Raw genomic sequence first — 18,736 nt, 5'->3', positions numbered from 1 at the left:
GGAATGGGAACAAGCGTACCGACGGCCCCCGACGCCGCCGCGAACCTCGCCGACGTCTTCCCGAGTTGCCTCGTGGCGCTCGGGGCTGCGGACGGCGCGTGGTCGCGTGACCACGGCCTGGAGGCCCGGATCGCCCTCCGTCCCGCCCGTTCCGCGATCGTCGTCCTGGTCGACGGCCTCGGGAGCGTCGCGCTGTCGGCTCGCGCCGGACACGCCCGCTGGCTCACGGCCGCCAAGGGGTCCGGCACCGCGAAGAAGCTACGCAGCGGGTTCCCGACCACGACAGCCGCGGCGCTGAGCACCCTGACCACCGGACGGTCGCCCGGCACGCACGGCGTCGTCGGCTACAGCGGCTGGAACCCGGACACCGGCGCCGTGATGAACCTCCTGGGCGGGTGGGACACCGAGGTCCCTGCGGACTGGTTCCTCACCGAGACGCTCTTCACCCGTGCCGCGGAGCTCGGCGTCGACCCCGTCGTCGTCGGCCCCGACCGGTACCGGGCGTCGGGCATGACCGCGAACGTGCTCGGCGGCGCGCGGTACGTGTCGGCGGACACGATCCCGGAGCGCATCGACGCCGCCGTGGCCGAGACCGCCACCGGTCGGTCACTCGTGTACCTGTACGTGCCGGAGCTCGACTCGATCGGCCACAAGTCCGGGTGGCAGTCCGACCGGTGGACGGCCACGCTCGAGCTGCTCGACGGTGAGCTCGCGCGCCTCGATGCCCGCGGTGCGTCGGACGTGGGTGTCCTGGTCACCGCGGACCACGGTGTGCTCGACGTGCCCGACCACGCGAACATCGCCATCGACCCGCTCCTGTTGACGGACGTCGTCGGGGTGGCGGGCGATCCGCGGTGCCGCCAGCTCACGGTGGCACCGGGCACCGACGTGCGCGGGCTGGTCGGGGCGTTCCGGGCGCGCTACGGCAAGAAGGCGTACGTCGCGAGCCGCGACGAGGCGATCGCCGCCGGGTGGTTCGGTGCGGTCTCGCCGCAGGTGGTCCCGCGCATCGGCGACGTGATCGTCGTGGCGCGCGGGTCGTGGGCGTTCAACGACGACCGCGCGCTGCGTGACGGCGAGGTGCCGAAGCGCATGATCGGCCAGCACGGCGCGATGACCGACGAGGAGACGTTCGTCCCGCTGCGGCTCGCCGGGGCGTTCGCGCAGTAGCAGCCGGCCGCGACCGACCACGCGGTCAGCGCCAGCCGGACGGTCGGCTCAGGCCGGGTCCTCCGGGCGGGTGCCGAAGACGATCTCGTCCCAGCTCGGCATCGACCGACGGTTGCGCTTCTTGCGCTCCGCACGGCCCTCGGCTTCGGGCGCCGATGCCGGACGGGCGTCGGCGGACGGCGGGACGGTGTCGCCCTCGGGCTCGTCGTCGAACCCCTGCAGCGGGATGTCGACGACGCTGATCGAGGTGCCGCGGGCCGGCTCGTCGCGCTGCTCGCCGAACGAGGCGGCCTCGCGCTCCCCGCGGCGGCGACGGAGGGCCTCGAGCAGGTCGGCGGTCTCGTTGCCGGGTGCGCGCTCCTCGACGGCCGCCTGGCCGATCCGGGGCAGCGGTGCTCGGAGCGGCGCGCGGTCGGGGACGTCGGGGTTCGTGACTGCCTCGTCCTCTTCCTCGACGCGGAAGGCGCCGGAGTCGAAGCGGGTGCCGTCGTCGTGCTGCTGCTCGTACTCCACGGCACGCAGTCGGGGAGCGATGCCCTCGTCGTCGGTGTGCGAGAGCCGGTGCGCGTCGCCGTTGTCCGGCACGAGCGTCGAGGTCTTCGGGTCGAACCGCCACTGGGCGTCGTGCTCGACCTCGGCCGCGGTGTAGCGGACCCGGACCTGCCAGCCGCTCTCCGGGTGCTTCCACGAGCCCCAGCTGATCGCGGTGGCCTCGCCGGCTTCGAGCTTCGCGGTGATCGCCGCGCCGAACGTGTCGGGGGCCTCGTCGTCGACCGGGGTCACCGGGACGCGGTGCGAGGCGTCGAGGACGAACGCGCGCTCGGCGAGCACCGGGCCCTCGAAGCGTCGGACGTACTCGACGTCGACGTCGAGCGCGGCCGCGACGTCGGCGGCGTCGGCACCACCACGGATGCGGGCCTGGACGTCCTTGGGGGAGACCCGCTTCTGCGGACCGGCGTCCGGGTTGGCCTGACGCACCTGCCCCGGCAGCGAGGACGTGACGGGCAACCGGAACTCAGTACCGCCGTCGGTCGCCAGGAGGAGTGCGCCTGCCTCGACTCCGATGACTCTCACGTCTTGCATGGTCCAGCCTTCCCAGCGTCGCGTACGGTCGTGCGTCGTACCCCGTGAGTATGCAGTGGTCGCGGACGGTTTCCACGGAGGCGCACGGGCGTGCCGCGGAGTCTGCGCATCAGTGGCGACGGGTGTCGGGAATGTCCCGATCCGGTCACGGGTTGCAGCGCCGTGACGACCCGCCGCAGATCTCGGTTTGCACTCTGGCGGGACGTAGTGCAAACTGTCGCCGCCGATCACCCGGCGACGACCTCTCGATACGAGAAATGGATGGGCATGGCCACCGATTACGACGCCCCCCGGAAGACCGATGACAACTCCGATTCGGAGTCGATCGAGGCCCTCAAGGAGCGCGTTCCCGACAAGATGTCGGGGGTCGTCGACGATGATTCGGACAACCCCGGCAGCTTCGAACTCGCCGGGCAGGACCTGAGTGACGTCGACCTCGACGTCGTGGTGCTGCCCCCGCAGGTCGATGAGTTCACCTGCGTCGAGTGCTTCCTCGTGAAGCACCGCTCCCAGCTCGACCACGAGTCGAAGCTCGGGCCGGTCTGCGCGGAATGTGCAGCGCTCTAGACGCACTGATGACCGAAGGCCCCGCATCCTCCAGGATGCGGGGCCTTCGTCGTACGGTGCGGTGCGGACGCGCGCCGGGCCTCCCGTCAGCTGTGCGTGTCAGCGTCGCAGCAACGCGTCCCAGTCGACTGCGCGACGCAGCACCGGGACCAGGCGGTCCGCGAACGCTCTCGTGGTGTGCACCTGGTCGACCCGGACGAGCGTGTCGTCGATCACCGCGGGGCACGACGAGCCGTCGCTGCTGCACGACCACGCGGCCATGTCGACGTACGCCGCGCCCGGCCCGCTCGAGCGGACCGCGGCGGCCTCCGCGGTGCGTTTCGCTCGGGCGTCCGGGGTGACCGAAGCGGCGCACGGTCCGAACCCGTGGATCCGGTCGGGGCACGTGGATGTGTCCGGACCGTACTGGGGTGCGCTGAGCACGAGCACGCGGCGGTGGTCGCGGCGGAACGCGCGGATCGTCTCGGCCATCGACCGTTCCCAGAGCGCGGCTGCACGGCCCGCTGGGAGGTCGCCGAGGTGCTCCCGGTACTCGCCCGTGACGGCGCTGATGACCACGAGTCGGGGGTCAGCCGCTGTGACCGCCCGGTGGAGGGCCCGTTTGGCCGTCAGACAGGCATCGGACCACCGGTGCCGCACCGCGCGTGTCGGGATGACGGCGCTGCAGCTCGCCACGCCTGTCACGCCGATGGCGGTACCCGTCGGTAGCGCTCCGACGACGGTCGGCGACCACGCGACGGTGGTGGAGTCGCCGACCACGAGCACATCGGCCCCGGTCGTCGTGCCGCACGTCCGGAGGGGCTCGCCGACGCCGACGAGGCAGCCGCGGTCCCGCATGGCGGGCGGCAGGGAGGCGCGGGTGGCACCGGCGGCGAGTGCTGTGGCGTCCGGGTGCCCGTCGACGGCCACGGCGGTGCGGAGTGCGCGAGCGTCCGCGAACGGGAGTCGCTCGGGGGCGTTCGTGGGTGGTCGCTCGAGCAGCCGCGCCGCGGAGGCCGGATCCCCGACGGTCATCGTGGCGACCGACAGTGTGACCACGATCGCCGGGACCACCAGTGGGAGCCGTCGGAGCCGTCGGAGGCGCTGTCGGTGTCGTGGCCGGTGCCCGACGGGACGTCGGGTCCGGAGCGGCTCCTCGACGTACCGCGTCGAGAGGGTGGCGAGCACGAGTGTGACCGTCACCGCAGCCGCCGTGCCCATCGCCCCGGGGGCGACGACGGCGGCGAACACCAAGAGCGGCCAGTGCCAGAGGTACGCCGAGTAGGAGACCCGACCGAGCGCGACCACGGGCCGGACCACCCACCGCACCGCGGGGAGCCGGAGCTGCAGGTCGCCGGCCACGAGCACCAATGCGGTCCCGACGACGACCGGGACCGTCGGGAACGGCGACACGGGGGCGAGGAGCACCCCGATGATGACGCCACCCGCGCCGACCGATCCGAGCCCGACGGTGACGGCTGTCGGCAGTGCCCGCGGCGTCGGGTGCGCGGTCACGGTCGACCGCGTCGCCACGGTCGGCAGCGTCGCCACGGTCGCTCCGAGGAGGAGCTCCCATGCCCGGGCCCAGGTCTGGAAGTAGGCAGAGTCCGTGACGGGACCGGCACCGACGGCGACGACGGTCCCGACGGCCGTGAGTGCGGCGACCACAACAGGGACCAAACGAGCGCGCCGACGTCCGCAGACCGCCAGGACGGCGAGCAGGAGCACCGGCCACACGGCGTAGAACTGCTCCTCGACGGCCAGCGACCAGAAGTGCCGGAGCGGCGAGGCCGCGGTCTCGGCGAAGTAGTCGGCATCCTGGCGGACGAGATGCCAGTTCATCGTGCCGACGAGCGCCGCGAGGGCGTCGCCGAGCACGGACACGAACCTGGGCCGGAACCAGAGCGCCGCCGAGACCGACATGGTGACGACGACGACCACGAGCGCGGCGGGGAGGAGACGCCGGATCCGACGCACCGCGAACCCGACGAGGTCGATGCGGCCGGTGCGGACGTGCTCAGCGAGCAGGCTCCGCGTGATCACGAACCCGGAGAGGACGAAGAACACGTCGACTCCGAGCCACCCGCCGGCAGGCATGCCGAGCGCGTGTTCGGCGATCACCAGGGCGACCGCGACGCCGCGCAGGGCCTCGACATCGATCCGCTTCGTACTGGGTGGTTTCGTACGGGGTGGTTTCGTACGGGGTGGTGGAGAACGATCCATCACCCCAGACTGGCATGTGAGATACCAGGTCAGCGCGTATGTTGCATGGCCTCGACCACCTTCGTGGGCTGCCGGACGCTGACCAGCCAGTAGGGCGTCGGGTCGGCGTCGTCGCGGACCTCGACCTTGACGACCCCGCGCACGTAGCCGCGGAAGAGCGTCCACGCTCGTGCGTCGAGCTTCGGGCCGCGCTGCGTGGTCGCCTCGGCGCCTTCGAACGCCTCAACGCTGCCGACGAGTGCGCGGGGGAGGTGCGCCTTGCCGGCGCGGAACTCGCTGTCCGTGACCTCGATGGTGGGTGCGAGTGCCCACAGGAGCACGAGGACGCCGAGCTCCATGCCGATCGCCACGAGCACACCGGCGAGCACGCTGATGGGCAGGAACACGAGCAGGGTGGCGGGGATGACGAGCGCCGTCGCCAGGTACAGGGCGGGCGGGGCCCAGAGTCGTTCGCGGTACAGGGTCACGGGTCCATTCGACCACGACTCGGAGCAGGTCACGGTCGGGTCACGTCTCTGCACTACCCTCGACACGTGACCGAACCAGTCGACGTCCTCTGGACCGGGGAGAACCGCCCCGGACACGCCCACCCCGGCGACGCCGGTGCCGACCTCGTCTCGACCGAGGCCTTCGTGCTGCAGCCGGGCGAGCGCCACCTGGCCGCGACCGGGCTGCGGATCGCGCTCCCCGAGGGGTACGCCGCGTTCGTGGTCCCGCGCAGCGGGCTCGCCGCCAAGCACGGCATCACCATCGTCAACAGCCCGGGCACGGTCGACTCCGGGTACCGCGGTGAGATCAAGGTCTCGCTGCTCAACACCGACCGGTCCGAGCCGTACGAGGTGCACGTGGGTGACCGGATCGCACAGCTGATCGTCATGCCCGTGCCGCGGGTGACGTACACGCACGTCGAGGAACTCCCCGACAGCGTCCGGGGCCAGGGTGGCTTCGGCTCGTCCGGCTACGGTGACCGGAGCGGTGCCGTGACCGGCGCCGCCGATGATGTTCAGGAAGGAACGCGCGCATGAAGTTCGGTCGACGCAAGCGTGACGAGGGCGAGGTGGCCGAGGTCGAGGTGGCCGAGGCCGTCGCCGACGAGGTCGAGATCGCGGACACGACCCCCGAGGTCGACATCGCGACGGACGCCGACGCGGACCTCGACGAGGTCGACGGGGTCGCCCCGACGGACAAGTCCGCACCCGAGGACCGTGCCGAGAACGGCCCGCACGACGAGACCGAGGCGAACCTGGTCCGTCCGTACGTCGACCTGGGCGGCGTGAAGGTCCTGCCGCGCGAAGGCCTGCACCTGCGCCTCGAGGTCGAGGAGGGCTCGCAGCGCGTCGTCGCGGTCGGGCTCGACTACGACGATTCGACGCTGCAGGTCCAGCCGTTCGCCGCACCCCGCTCGACGGGGCTGTGGCACGAGATCCGCGCACAGATCGCCGAGCAGATCGAGCGCCAGGGCGGTGTCGTGACCGAGGTCGACGGCCCGTTCGGCCCCGAGCTCCGCGCGTCCGTGCCGGTCGCGGTCGACGGCGACGGCGGCACCGCCGGCGTCCGGCCGGCCCGCTTCGTCGGCGTCGACGGCCCGCGCTGGTTCCTGCGCGGCGTGATCGCCGGCAAGGCCGCCGAGCAGCCCGACGACGCGAGCGAGATCGAGGAGCTGTTCCGCAGCGTCGTCGTCGTGCGCGGCACGACGCCGATGCCGCCGCGCGACCTCATCCCGCTGCACATGCCGAAGTCGACGCAGACCGCGATCTGACCAGCGGCCGCCTGACGACCTGACGACCGACCTGCCTGGAGGCACGGTGCCGGAACACGACGACACCCACCGACCCGAAGCGGCCGGGTCCGAAGCCGTGCCCGCGTCCGCTGGGATCCCTGACAATGCGTCGGCTGCGCCGTCGTTCTCGGCGCAGTTCCGCGACGCGGTGCAGAACGCGGGCATCGCCCGCGTCGCCCCTGGCGAGGCGCCCTCCGGGCGCGCGCTGCTCGGAGCGGTCGGCGGGATCCGTGGGCTCGCCGAGTCGGTGCTGCCCGGGTTCGCGTTCCTCGTCGTCTACGCGATCACGAAGGAGCTCGTGCCGAGCGTCGTGATCCCGGTGGTCGTCGGCCTGGTGTTCGTCGTGCTCCGCCTGGTGCAGCGACAGTCGCTGACGATGTCCTTCGCCGGGATCCTCGGCGTCGCGGTGTCGGCCGGCCTCGCCCTCATCACCGGACGCGCCGAGAGCAACTTCATCCCGGGGATCATCATCAACTCGGTGTGGTTGGTCGGGCTCCTCGTGTCGCTGGCCGTCCGCTGGCCGCTCATCGGTCTGGTCGTCGGGTTCCTGCTGCCGGCGAACGAGGACGGCTCGCACGTCGACTGGCGCGCCGACCCGGTCAAGCGCCGCGTGCTGACGGTCGCCACCTGGATCTGGGTCGGGCTCTTCGCCCTCCGCCTGGCCGTCGAGGTGCCGCTCTACCTCACCGCCCAGGTCGAGCTGCTCGCCGGCCTCAAGCTCATCCTCGGCGTCCCGCTCTACGCCGCCGTGCTCTGGGTCACCTGGCTGCTGGTCCGCACCGTGTTCGTGCGGAGGGACGACGCCGCCACGGTGTAGAGTTGTCTCGACATCAAGAGACTTTCCCGTCCGGCGCTCCGGCGTCAGCGGGATTAGGTTTGCCTTGCTGGTGGGACGGACCACGGCCCGCGATGATGAGGGCAAACCGATCAGTAGGGAGGCGGCACGGTGGCTGCAGTCAATAGCTTCGGCTCGAAGGACACACTGTCGGTTGGGGGTGTCGACTACGCGATCCACCGGATCGACACGGTGCCCGGGCACGAGAAGCTCCCGTACAGCCTGAAGGTGCTGCTCGAGAACCTCCTCCGCACCGAGGACGGCAAGAACGTCACCGAGGCGCAGATCCGCGCGCTCGGCTCCTGGCGCCCCGACGCCGACCCGGACACCGAGATCCAGTTCTCGCCGGCGCGCGTCGTCATGCAGGACTTCACGGGCGTGCCGTGCATCGTCGACCTCGCCACCATGCGCGAGGCGATGGCGGACATCGGCGGCGACCCGAACAAGATCAACCCGCTGTCCCCGGCCGAGATGGTCATCGACCACTCGGTCATCGCCGACCTGTTCGGCAGCACGGACGCACTCCAGCGCAACACCGACCTCGAGTACGAGCGGAACGGGGAGCGCTACCAGTTCCTCCGCTGGGGCCAGACCGCGTTCGAGGACTTCAAGGTCGTCCCGCCGGGCACCGGCATCGTGCACCAGGTCAACATCGAGTACCTGGCGAAGGTCACCTACACGCGTGACTTCGACGGCGAGACCTACGCCTACCCGGACACCCTCGTCGGCACCGACTCGCACACCACGATGGTGAACGGGCTCGGCGTGCTCGGCTGGGGCGTCGGCGGCATCGAGGCCGAGGCAGCGATGCTCGGCCAGCCGGTGTCGATGCTCATCCCCAAGGTCGTCGGCTTCAAGCTCTCCGGTGAGATCCCGGCCGGCGTGACCGCGACCGACGTGGTGCTCACCATCACGCAGGAACTCCGCAAGCACGGTGTCGTCGGCAAGTTCGTCGAGTTCTACGGCGAGGGTGTCAGCGCCGTCCCGCTCGCGAACCGCGCCACCATCGGCAACATGTCGCCCGAGTTCGGCTCGACCGCTGCGATCTTCCCGGTCGACGACGTCACGCTCGACTACCTGCGCCTGACCGGTCGTGACGAGGCGCAGATCGCCCTGGTCGAGGCGTACTCCAAGGCCCAGGGCCTGTGGCACGACGCCTCGGTTGAGCCGGCGTACTCCGAGTACATGGAACTCGACCTCTCCACGGTCGTGCCGTCGATCTCGGGGCCGAAGCGTCCGCAGGACCGCATCGAACTGTCCAAGGCGAAGGACCAGTTCGAGGTCGACCTGAACAACTACACGACCCCGAGCGAGCAGACCGACCTCGACGACGCGGTGGAGGAGACCTTCCCGGCCTCCGACCCGATCGCCGCGGGCTCGACCAACGAGGACACCAACCTGCACGAGCACGTCTACGTGTCGAGCGCCCCGTCGACGGCCTCGGCCCCGACGAAGGTCGCGATGGACGGGGCCGACCCGTTCACGATCGACCACGGTGCCGTCGCGATCGCCGCGATCACCTCGTGCACGAACACGTCGAACCCGTCCGTCATGATGGCGGCCGGCATCCTCGCGCGGAACGCCGCCGCCAAGGGCCTCACCTCGAAGCCGTGGGTCAAGACGACGCTCGCGCCCGGGTCCAAGGTCGTCACCGACTACTACGAGAAGGCCGGTCTCACGACCTACCTCGAGCAGCTCGGCTTCTACACGGTCGGCTACGGCTGCACCACCTGCATCGGCAACTCGGGCCCGCTGCCCGAGGAGATCTCGCAGGCCGTGCAGGACAACGACCTGGCCGTCACCGCCGTCCTGTCGGGCAACCGCAACTTCGAGGGGCGCATCAACCCCGACGTCAAGATGAACTACCTGGCGTCTCCGCCCCTGGTCATCGCGTACGCCCTCGCCGGGTCGATGCACTTCGACTTCGACAAGGACGCCCTCGGAAAGGACCAGGACGGCAAGGACGTCTACCTGCAGGACATCTGGCCCGACGCGGCCGAGGTCCAGCAGGTCATCGACGAGTCGATCGACACCGAGATGTTCACCCACGAGTACGGCTCCGTGTTCGAGGGCGACGACCGCTGGAAGAACCTGCCGACCCCCACGGGCGACACCTTCGAGTGGGACCAGGAGTCGACCTACGTGCGGAAGCCCCCGTACTTCGAGGGCATGACCATGCAGCCCGACGCGGTGTCCGACATCTCCGGCGCCCGCGTGCTGGCGAAGCTCGGTGACTCGGTCACGACCGACCACATCTCGCCCGCCGGCTCGATCAAGGCGGACAGCCCGGCCGGCAAGTACCTGGCCGAGCACGACGTGGACCGCAAGGACTTCAACTCCTACGGCTCGCGTCGTGGCAACCACGAGGTGATGATCCGCGGCACGTTCGCGAACATCCGCCTGCGCAACCAGCTGCTCGACGGCGTGGAGGGCGGTTACACCCGTGACTTCACGACCGCCGACGGCGAGCAGTCGTTCATCTACGACGCCTCGCAGCACTACCAGGAGCAGGGCATCCCGCTCGTCATCTTCGGTGGCAAGGAGTACGGCTCGGGTTCGTCGCGCGACTGGGCGGCCAAGGGCACGAACCTGCTCGGCGTCCGCGCCGTCATCACCGAGAGCTTCGAGCGGATCCACCGCTCGAACCTCATCGGCATGGGCGTCGTCCCGCTGCAGTTCCCGGCGGGCGAGACGGTCGAGTCCCTCGGGCTCGACGGCACCGAGGTTGTCTCGATCTCGGGCCTGACCGAGCTCAACGAAGGCCGGACCCCGAAGACCGTGCACGTCACCGCGACGCCGAGCGAGCACTCGCCCGCCGGCAAGCAGCCGGTCGAGTTCGACGCGGTCGTCCGCATCGACACCCCGGGTGAGGCCGACTACTACCGCAACGGCGGCATCCTGCAGTACGTGCTCCGGTCGCTCGTCTGAGCGAGCCGCGCACGGGTCGCTGACGCGACCACATGACGGACTGGAGGCCCGTGGCGACACCGCCACGGGCCTCCCGCGCGCTCCGCATGATGCGACGCGCCAGCGGCGCGCGGCGCCAGCGCCGACCGAGCCTGCGAGGTCGGTTGAATGGGAGTCCACGAGAATAGAGTGGGCCGACAGCCCCACGAAAGGAGCGCCCGTGAGCCTGCTCAGCAGCATCACGTCGCCGCGCGACCTGAAGCGTCTCTCCGACGTGCAGATGACCGAACTCGCCGCCGAGATCCGCCGGTTCCTGGTGGCCGAGGTCGCGAAGACCGGTGGACACCTCGGGCCCAACCTCGGTGTGGTCGAGTTGACGCTCGCGATGCACCGGGTGTTCGACTCGCCGAACGACCCCTTCGTGTTCGACACCGGGCACCAGTCGTACGTGCACAAGCTCGTCACCGGGCGGCAGGACTTCTCGAAGCTCCGCGAGCGGGGCGGCATCGCCGGCTACCCGCAGCGGAGCGAGTCCGAGCACGACATCGTGGAGTCCTCGCACGCGTCGTCGTCGCTGTCCTGGGCTGACGGGATCTCCCGCGCGTTCGGGCAGACCGGACAGACCGACCGCACCGTCGTCGCGGTGGTCGGTGACGGCGCCCTCACCGGTGGGATGACGTGGGAGGCGCTCAACAACATCTCGGACGACAACGACCGCCGCCTGGTCATCGTCGTCAACGACAACGGCCGCTCGTACGCTCCGACGATCGGCGGCATGGCGCGGTTCCTCAGCTCCATGCGCACGCGGCGTGAGTACCGGGCGCTCTACGAGACCTCCCGGGCCGTGGCCGACCGCTTCGGCGCTCCCGGCCGGGCCGTGTACCGCGGGATGCGCGGGGGTCTGCACGGGTTCCTGTCGCGCTTCACGAACAACGAAGCGCTGTACTCGAACCTCGACATCAAGTACATCGGGCCGGTCAACGGACACGACCAGCGTGCGATGGAGGCAGCGCTCCGGCAGGCGAAGGCCTACGGCGCCCCGACGATCGTGCACGCGATCACCGAGAAGGGCCACGGGTTCGAGCCGGCCCTGCGCGACCAGGCCGACCAGTTCCACGCCGTCGGGCACATCGACCCGGAGACGGGGGAGTCGCTCGACGCCGCGTCGGGTCCGTCGTGGACCTCGGTGTTCGCGTCGACCCTGGCTTCTGTGGGCGATTCGGACCCCCGTGTCGTCGCGATCACGGCAGCGATGCTCCGACCGACCGGACTGCACCTGTTCCAGGAGCAGCACCCCGACCGCGTGTACGACGTCGGCATCGCCGAGCAGCACGCCGTGACGACCGCCGCCGGTCTCGCCTACGGCGGCCTGCACCCCGTGGTGGCGCTCTACGCGACCTTCCTCAACCGCGCCTTCGACCAGGTGCTGATGGACGTCGCGCTGCACAAGGCCGGCGTGACGTTCGTGCTCGACCGCGCCGGCATCACCGGACCGGACGGGCCGTCGCACCACGGCATGTGGGACCTTGCTTTGCTCCAGGTCGTGCCCGGCATCCGGATCGCCGCACCCCGTGACGCAGCGACCCTGCGCGAGGAGTTCCGCGAGGCGATCGCCGTCGACGACGCCCCCACCGTGCTCCGGTGGTCGAAGGGCCAGGTCGGGCCGGACATCCCCGCCGTCCGTCGTCTCCCCGACGGTGTGGACGTGCTGCACGCCGCTGCGGACGGCGTCGAGGACGTGCTCTTCGTGGCCGTCGGCTCCATGGTGCCGACGGCGCTCGAGGCCGCGGCGCTGCTCGAGGCGCAGGGCATCGGCGTCACCGTCGTCGATCCACGCTGGGTGGTCCCGATCCCGGGCTCGCTCATCGAGCTGTCGCGGAGGCACCGGCTCGTCATCACGATCGAGGACGGCGTGCGCGTCGGTGGCGTCGGGACCCGGCTCCGGCAGGACCTGCGGGCCGCCGGGGTCGACACGGGTGTGAACGAGCTGGGGCTGCCGGACGAGTTCATCGACCACGCGACCCGGTCGCAGATCCTCGCCGACGTCGGGCTGACGGCGCAGGCGATCGCCCGCGACGTGATCGACCAGGTCGTCGGGACGAAGTTGCCGCAGGCGAAGCCCGCGCGGTCGCGGGAGTCCGCCGACCGCTAGGCGGGTCGCGGAGGGTCACGCATGCCGACAGGGGCATGTCCTTCGGGGACGTCTGGCAGGATCGCCGCATGCGACGGGGGTTCAGGACGACGGCGGTGGCGATCGGTCTCGCGGTGGTGGCGCTGTCCTCAGGGTGCGCAGCGATGAACGACGGCACGGTCACGCCGGAGCTCGGTGCAGATGCCCGGGTCGGCGCCAGACAGACGATGCACCGTGTGGTCGACTGGGAGGGCACCGCCGCAGTCCACCGGGTTGATGCCACCTGGACCGACTCGTGCGGCCACGCGAGCAACTCCGGGTTCTTCCAGCCCGCTTCGGGCACGACGTGTCGGATCGACGCCGGAGCGGTGTACACGATCGACGGTGCAACCACACCGGTCGACGCGGTGCGCATCGCCGGACCGGCGCTGCGCACGGGCGGCCTGACCGACGAGGACCTCGTGGCACAGGCAATCCAGCCGGACGGATCGACACCGTACTTGGTCGACATCGGTGGGCGGCAGTCGATCGCACTCGGCAACGACCTCGGGCAGGACCGGTTCGCGGTCGTGCGGGTCCGCGGTTGGGACGGGTCACTCGGATTGTGGCAGTCGGAGGGATCGTCCGTCGTGCAGTCCGCACCGGGTCTCGGCGTCGACCGACGCGACGGCGCTGTCCGGGCGAGCGGGGCGGACTACGTGCTCGTCGTGACGCACAGCGCCGCGTACTTCACGTCGTACGACAACGAGCCGCCCGAGCCGCCGGCACCACGGCCGTCGGTCCCGCCGTGCTTCAGCGGCAGCAACGACTGCGTGGGCGGCTGATGGCGGCTCACGATGGGGGCGCTGCCGTGTCCTGTGCAGCTGCCGACCGCAGTGCAGCGAGGATCGCGCGCGCCATCGGCGTCACCCAGAGGACCTGGCCGGAGTCGAGGCCGTCGCGGCCCTCGCGGAGGATCCGGACGCGGGACGAGGACGGCGACTCGCGCAGGAAGGTCAGGACGATGTTCTCGGCCCGCAGCGCGAACGAGGTCCGGCGGGCGATGACGGCGCCGTCGTCGCGGATCTCCATGGCCGCGGCACCCGGAACGGCGTCGACTGCTCGCCGGAGCAGGGCCGGTACAGCGTCGAGCGGGACCGGCAGGACCACGGACGGCCCTGCGGCGGTCTTCGGTGCCCACCACTCCTGCGTCACTCCTGCACCGTACGCCAGGGCGGGCGTTCCTGAGGCCGGCGCTCCATCCCGGCACACAACCGAAGTCACCCCGAACCACGGCGATCTGCGGTTCGGGGTGACTTCGGTTGTGCGAGACGGACTCGCGCCGGCTAGCGCGAAGCCGGGCCGACGATCAGCGGGTCGTGGAAGCTCCCACCGAAGACGCGCTCGGACGCACCGCTGCGGTCGAGGTACGGGCTGATCCCACCGGCCTGGAACGGGTAGCCCGCACCGAGGATCAGGCCGAGGTCGATCTCCTCGACGTGCTGGACGACCTCGTCTTCGAGCATGCGGTGCAGCTCGTCGGCCAGGGCGTCCTCGAAGCGCTGCTGCATCGCTGCGGCGTCAACGGGCTCCGCGTCCTTCTTGGACGGCGCGACGAGCTTGACGGCGGCGGGGTCGTACCCGGTCGCGTTGCCCTTCTTGTCGCGGGTGAGGATCTTCCCGTGCTCGGCGATCTTCTTCAGCCCGTCACCGGGGTAGAAGCGCTCCGGCCACGCGGCGTGGTGCGAGTCGAGCACGTGCGCCCCGACCGGCAGACCGACGAGCTCGAGCAGCTCGAACGGCGACATCGGCAGTCCCAGCGGCGCGGCACCGGCCGCCACGACGTCGAACGAGGTGCCCTGCTCGACGCCACGCATCGCCTCACCGAGCACCCGTGCGAGCACGCGGTTCACGACGAAGCCCGGCTGGTCGGCCGTGATGATCGCCGTCTTCTTGAGCGTCTTCGCGACGGCGAGTGCCGTGACGAGCGTCTCGTCGGAGGTCTCGGCGGTGCGGACGACCTCGAGCAACGGCATGACGGCGACGGGGTTGAAGAAGTGGAACCCGACCAAGCGCGACGGGTCGGACAGCACCGAACCCATCTCGGAGACCGACAACGACGAGGTGTTCGTCGCGAGGATGGCATCCGGGGCGATGACCTGCTCGATCTTCCGGAAGACCTCCTGCTTGACGGTCATCTCCTCGAAGACGGCCTCGATCACCCAGTCGGCGTCGGCGAAGGCGCCGTAGGACACCGAGCCGCTGACGAGGGCCGTGATGCGGTTGGCGTCGTCGGGGGAGATCCGGCCCTTGTCGAGCAGCTTCGCGACCTCGCCACGGATGCGCTCCACGCCGGCGTCGACGCGGGACTGGTCGACGTCGGTGATCACCACGGGGACGCCGAGGCGTCGGGCGAAGAGCAGCGCGAACTGCGACGCCATCAGCCCGGCGCCGAGGACACCGACCTTCGTGATCTTCTTCGGCTCGACGCCCTCCGGAGCACCGACGGGCTTCTTCGCACGCTTCTGCACCAGGTCGAACGCGTACATCGACGCGGCGAACTGGTCACCGGAGAGCAGGTCGGCGAGGGCGTCGTCCTCGTCGGCGAACCGTTCGTCCAACGAGCCGCCGCGAGCCGCGGCGACGAGGTCGAGCGCTCGGAACGGCGACTTCGGCACGGTGCCGATCTTCGACGCCACCTGCCCCCTCGCGACCTTGACGACGGTGCCCCAGGCAGCCTTCTCGAGCATGCCCGGCTCGTTCTTGCGCACCACCTTGGTCGCGCCGGTGATGACGCCGTCGGCCCAGGCCACCGCTGCGGGAAGGAACGTCACCGACGGGATGAGCACGTCGCCGATGCCGATCTCGACAGCGGCCGGGCCGTCCATCAGGCGGTTGTTCTTGAGCGGGTTCTCGACGATGACGCGGAGCGCTCGTTCGGGGCCGATCAGGCGGGGGAGGAGCGTCGCGCCACCCCAGCCGGGGATGATGCCGAGGAAGACCTCGGGCAGGCCGATGCCCTGCGCGGCGGACGAGAACGCCCGGTAGGTGCAGTGCAGGGCGATCTCGAGCCCACCGCCGAGGGCCAGGGTGTTCACGAAGGCGAACGACGGCACCCCGAGGTCGGAGAACTTGCGGAGGGTGGCGTGCCCGAGAGCGGCCAGGTCATGGGCGGCCTCGCGTGAGGGCACCGCGGCGGCCTGGGACAGGTCGGCCCCGGCGGCGAAGCAGTACTCCTTGCCGGTGATCGCGACGCCCTGGATCGTCCCGGCCGCCGCCTCGGTCTTCAGGGTGTCGAGCACCCCGGAGAGTTCCTGCAGCGTGCGCGGCCCGAGGGTGTTCGGGCGCTTGTAGTCCTTGCCGTTGTCGAGCGTGATGAGTGCCAGTGTGCCGCCGGAGGCCATCGTGACGTGCTTGACAAACGAGTGCGTGACGACCTCGTCCTCGCTGAGTTCGGACAGACGGTCCGTGTCGACGGTGGTCATGCTCATGCCCCCTTCCGAGCCGAACGTGCTGCGGACTTGCTGAAACCGGGGTTCTCCCAGATGACGGTGCCGCCCTGCCCGAGCCCGATGCACATCGTGGTGATGCCGTACTGGACGTCCGGACGCTCGGCGAACTGCGCCGCGAGCTGCGTCATCAGGCGGACACCGCTCGATGCCAGCGGGTGGCCGACGGCGATCGCGCCGCCCCACGCGTTGACGTTCGCGGAGTCCTGGGCGATGCCGTAGTTGTCGAGGAACGCGAGCACCTGCACGGCGAACGCCTCGTTGATCTCGAACAGGCCGATGTCGTCGATGGACAGGCCGGCCTTCGACAGCGCCTTGTCGGTGGCGGGGACCGGTCCGACGCCCATGACCTCGGGCTCGACGCCGGCGAAGGCGAACGAGACCATCCGCATCTTCGTGGGCAGGCCGTGCTCCTTGGCGCCTTCGGCCGAGGCGAGCAGGCTCATCGTCGCGCCGTCGTTGAGGCCGGCGGCGTTGCCGGCGGTGACCCGTCCGTGCGGGCGGAACGGCGTCTTCAGCGCGGCCAGCGCCTCGAGCGTCGTGCCCGGACGCGGCGGCTCGTCGGTGCTGATGACGTCCCACCCGTCGCCCTTGTTCACCTCGACCGGGATGACGTCGGGCTGCAGCTTGCCGGCGGCCCACGCCGCGGCGTAGCGCTGCTGGGACTGGACGGCGTAGGCGTCCGTGCGGTCCTTCGTGATCGCCGGGAAGCGGTCGTGCAGGCGCTCGGCGGTGGACCCCATCACCAGCGCGTCGCTCGACACCATGCGTTCCGCGATGAACCGCGGGTTCGGGTCCGAGTTGAAGCCCATCGGGTGGCGTCCCATGTGCTCGACGCCACCGGCGATCGCGATGTCCGCGGCACCGAAGGCGATGGCACCCGCGAGCGTCGTGACGCTCGTCATGGCCCCGGCGCACATGCGGTCGATCGCGTACCCGGGGACCGACTTCGGCAGGCCGGCCAACATGCCGACGGTGCGGCCGAGGGTCAGCCCCTGGTCACCCTGCTGCGTGGTCGCCGCGACGGCGACGTCGTCCACCGCTGCGGTGTCGAGCGAGGCGTTCCGGTCGAGCAGTCCGCGCATCGCGTGCACCGCGAGGTCGTCGGACCGGGTCTTCCAGAACACCCCCTTCTCGCCGGCTCGTCCGAACGGTGTCCGTACTCCGTCCACGAACACGACGTCTGATGCCTTTGGCAATCCGGGCCTCCCAGATCCTCATCGATCGGGCCGGAACGCTGGTCGCTCCGGCCGGCCGGGCCTCGCCCGGCGACGCTCCCGACGCTATGCCCCCAGGCTGGGCGGCCGCATGCCGGTTGGGCGGTTCCTACGACTCGACGTCATCCGTCGGCGCGGGCTGCTGTGCAGCAGCGACAAAGGCCGACGCGATGATCGAGGAGAGTTCCTCCACCTGCCAGGGGCGGGCCTCGTGTGCGGCGAGGGCGGCCCCGACCAGCTCGGTCGACGACGGCGACGGCGGTGCCCACGAGACCACACGCAGGGTCTCCGGCGTGAGCAGGTTCTCGAGCGGGATGTCGAGCTCCTCGGACCGCTTCGTCACCGCGGCCCGTGCGGCCTTGTACCGGCGGTCGGCCGCGGGGTTGCGGTCGGCCCAGGCGCGGGGCGGCGGGAGCGTCGCTTCACCGGAGCCGCGGAGCTTCGGCAGGTCCTCGGTCGTCAGGCCCTCGTCGACCGCGGCCCACCAGCGGTCGAGCTCGGAACGGCTGGCGCGACCCATGAACGCCTTCAGGCCGCCGAGTTCGGCGCGCGACGACGGTGCGGCGGCTGCCGCTGCGACGATCGCGGCGTCGGGGATCGTGCGCCCCGGAGCGATGTCGGCCGCGCGGGCGTACTCGTCACGGGCGACCCAGAGCGACCGGGCGATCGCCAGTGCGCGGGCACCGCGGAGGGCGTGCATGCCGGACAGCCGGCGCCACGGCTCGGCACGGACGGGCTTCGGGGCGCGGTGCAGCACCGCGTCGAACTCCTCTTCCGCGATCCGGGACTTGCCGGCCTCGTCGAGCGTCGCGGCGAGGGCGTCGCGCAGATCCGGCAGGAGCTCGACGTCGAGCGACGCGTACACGAGCCACGACTGCGGCAACGGCCGGGTCGACCAGTCCGCTGCCGAGTGCGCCTTGGCGAGCGTGATCCCGAGCAGCTGCTCGACGACGGCGCCGAGACCGACGCGGGGGAACCCGGCGATGCGGGCTCCGAGTTCGGTGTCGAAGATGCGGGTCGGGACGAGACCCACCTCCTGCAGGCAGGGCAGGTCCTGCGAGGCGGCGTGGAACAGCCACTCCTCGTCGACGATGGCCGCCTGCAGTTCGGAGAAGTCGCCGATCGGGATCGGGTCGAACAGGAACGCGCCGGCACCGCGACGGAACACCTGGATCAGGTAGGCGCGCTGCGAGTAGCGGTAGCCGCTGGCGCGCTCGGCGTCGACGGCGACGGGCCCGTGACCGGCGGCGATCGCCGCGACGGCGTCGAGGTAGTCGTCGCGCGAGTCGATGACCTTGACGGCCTCGTGCGAGTCCTCGAACGCGGGGTCCGGTGCACCGGGGGTCGAACTGGCGG

15 protein-coding genes are annotated in these 18,736 nt (G+C 70.9%); 8 read left to right on the top strand and 7 right to left on the bottom strand.

Going from position 1 to position 18,736, the window contains the following annotated elements:
- Window positions 1-3 precede the first annotated feature (3 nt).
- On the top strand, window positions 4-1,170 hold the full coding sequence (locus GVL05_RS10275) for an alkaline phosphatase family protein (RefSeq protein ID WP_159573089.1): 1,167 nt from the start codon (window positions 4-6) through the stop codon (window positions 1,168-1,170).
- 48 nt (window positions 1,171-1,218) lie between these two features.
- Here GVL05_RS10275 and sepH read toward each other — a convergent pair whose 3' ends face one another.
- Window positions 1,219-2,244, bottom strand: coding sequence for a septation protein SepH (sepH, locus tag GVL05_RS10270; RefSeq protein WP_159573088.1), 1,026 nt, complete (start codon window positions 2,242-2,244; stop codon window positions 1,219-1,221).
- Window positions 2,245-2,520: 276 nt separating this feature from the next.
- On the opposite strand from sepH, the gene GVL05_RS10265 reads away from it, so the two are divergent.
- On the top strand, window positions 2,521-2,820 hold the full coding sequence (locus GVL05_RS10265; protein ID WP_031263038.1) for a DUF4193 domain-containing protein: 300 nt from the start codon (window positions 2,521-2,523) through the stop codon (window positions 2,818-2,820).
- 99 nt (window positions 2,821-2,919) lie between these two features.
- Here the strand turns inward: GVL05_RS10265 and GVL05_RS10260 are convergent, their stop codons facing one another.
- A complete protein-coding gene (locus tag GVL05_RS10260; protein WP_268839437.1) occupies window positions 2,920-5,022 on the bottom strand; it encodes an acyltransferase family protein in 2,103 nt (700 codons plus the stop codon).
- Window positions 5,023-5,051: 29 nt separating this feature from the next.
- Window positions 5,052-5,489 carry a DUF3093 domain-containing protein gene (locus tag GVL05_RS10255; RefSeq protein WP_123938171.1) on the bottom strand — a complete coding sequence of 146 codons (438 nt, stop codon included), beginning with the start codon at window positions 5,487-5,489 and terminating at the stop codon, window positions 5,052-5,054.
- A gap of 66 nt (window positions 5,490-5,555) precedes the next feature.
- Here GVL05_RS10255 and dut point away from each other — a divergent pair, with 66 nt between their 5' ends.
- From dut to GVL05_RS10225, 6 genes are all read left to right on the top strand, one after another.
- A complete protein-coding gene (gene dut, locus GVL05_RS10250; protein WP_111086382.1) occupies window positions 5,556-6,047 on the top strand; it encodes a dUTP diphosphatase in 492 nt (163 codons plus the stop codon).
- Window positions 6,044-6,781: a DUF3710 domain-containing protein gene (locus GVL05_RS10245; protein ID WP_228505736.1), complete on the top strand. Its 738-nt coding sequence runs from the start codon at window positions 6,044-6,046 to the stop codon at window positions 6,779-6,781. Before dut ends, GVL05_RS10245 begins: the two co-directional genes overlap by 4 nt.
- A gap of 46 nt (window positions 6,782-6,827) precedes the next feature.
- On the top strand, window positions 6,828-7,619 hold the full coding sequence (locus GVL05_RS10240) for a DUF3159 domain-containing protein (protein ID WP_159573086.1): 792 nt from the start codon (window positions 6,828-6,830) through the stop codon (window positions 7,617-7,619).
- A 129-nt stretch (window positions 7,620-7,748) separates the two neighbouring features.
- Window positions 7,749-10,565 (top strand): aconitate hydratase AcnA, encoded by a 2,817-nt coding sequence (acnA, locus tag GVL05_RS10235; protein WP_159573085.1) that lies wholly within the window; start codon window positions 7,749-7,751, stop codon window positions 10,563-10,565.
- 199 nt (window positions 10,566-10,764) lie between these two features.
- On the top strand, window positions 10,765-12,696 hold the full coding sequence (gene dxs, locus GVL05_RS10230) for a 1-deoxy-D-xylulose-5-phosphate synthase (RefSeq protein WP_159573084.1): 1,932 nt from the start codon (window positions 10,765-10,767) through the stop codon (window positions 12,694-12,696).
- Between the two features lie 68 nt (window positions 12,697-12,764).
- Window positions 12,765-13,499 carry a hypothetical protein gene (locus GVL05_RS10225; RefSeq protein WP_131846896.1) on the top strand — a complete coding sequence of 245 codons (735 nt, stop codon included), beginning with the start codon at window positions 12,765-12,767 and terminating at the stop codon, window positions 13,497-13,499.
- Between the two features lie 7 nt (window positions 13,500-13,506).
- Here GVL05_RS10225 and GVL05_RS10220 read toward each other — a convergent pair whose 3' ends face one another.
- The 4 genes from GVL05_RS10220 to GVL05_RS10205 all read right to left on the bottom strand — a co-directional run bounded on the left by GVL05_RS10220 (window position 13,507) and on the right by GVL05_RS10205 (window position 18,671).
- Entirely contained in the window at window positions 13,507-13,869 is a 363-nt protein-coding gene (locus tag GVL05_RS10220) for a hypothetical protein (protein WP_159573083.1), read from the bottom strand.
- 131 nt (window positions 13,870-14,000) lie between these two features.
- Entirely contained in the window at window positions 14,001-16,145 is a 2,145-nt protein-coding gene (locus tag GVL05_RS10215; RefSeq protein ID WP_159573082.1) for a 3-hydroxyacyl-CoA dehydrogenase NAD-binding domain-containing protein, read from the bottom strand.
- Window positions 16,142-17,362: a thiolase family protein gene (locus GVL05_RS10210; protein ID WP_159573081.1), complete on the bottom strand. Its 1,221-nt coding sequence runs from the start codon at window positions 17,360-17,362 to the stop codon at window positions 16,142-16,144. The genes GVL05_RS10215 and GVL05_RS10210 overlap by 4 nt, the downstream gene beginning before the upstream one ends.
- Before the next feature lie 127 nt (window positions 17,363-17,489).
- Window positions 17,490-18,671, bottom strand: coding sequence for an HRDC domain-containing protein (locus GVL05_RS10205; protein ID WP_159573099.1), 1,182 nt, complete (start codon window positions 18,669-18,671; stop codon window positions 17,490-17,492).
- Between the last annotated feature and the right edge of the window lie 65 nt (window positions 18,672-18,736).

This window comes from Curtobacterium sp. 18060 (genome assembly GCF_902706105.1).
Taxonomy (GTDB): domain Bacteria; phylum Actinomycetota; class Actinomycetes; order Actinomycetales; family Microbacteriaceae; genus Curtobacterium.
This window is presented reverse-complemented; position numbering and strand designations above follow the sequence as displayed.

Coding starts and splice junctions, on each gene's coding strand:
- GVL05_RS10275 (WP_159573089.1), top strand. CDS start 4: ATGGGAACAAGCGTACCGACGGCCCCCGACGCCGCCGCGAACCTCGCC.
- GVL05_RS10265 (WP_031263038.1), top strand. CDS start 2,521: ATGGCCACCGATTACGACGCCCCCCGGAAGACCGATGACAACTCCGAT.
- GVL05_RS10260 (WP_268839437.1), bottom strand. CDS start 5,022: ATGGATCGTTCTCCACCACCCCGTACGAAACCACCCCGTACGAAACCA.
- GVL05_RS10245 (WP_228505736.1), top strand. CDS start 6,044: ATGAAGTTCGGTCGACGCAAGCGTGACGAGGGCGAGGTGGCCGAGGTC.
- GVL05_RS10225 (WP_131846896.1), top strand. CDS start 12,765: ATGCGACGGGGGTTCAGGACGACGGCGGTGGCGATCGGTCTCGCGGTG.
- GVL05_RS10215 (WP_159573082.1), bottom strand. CDS start 16,145: ATGAGCATGACCACCGTCGACACGGACCGTCTGTCCGAACTCAGCGAG.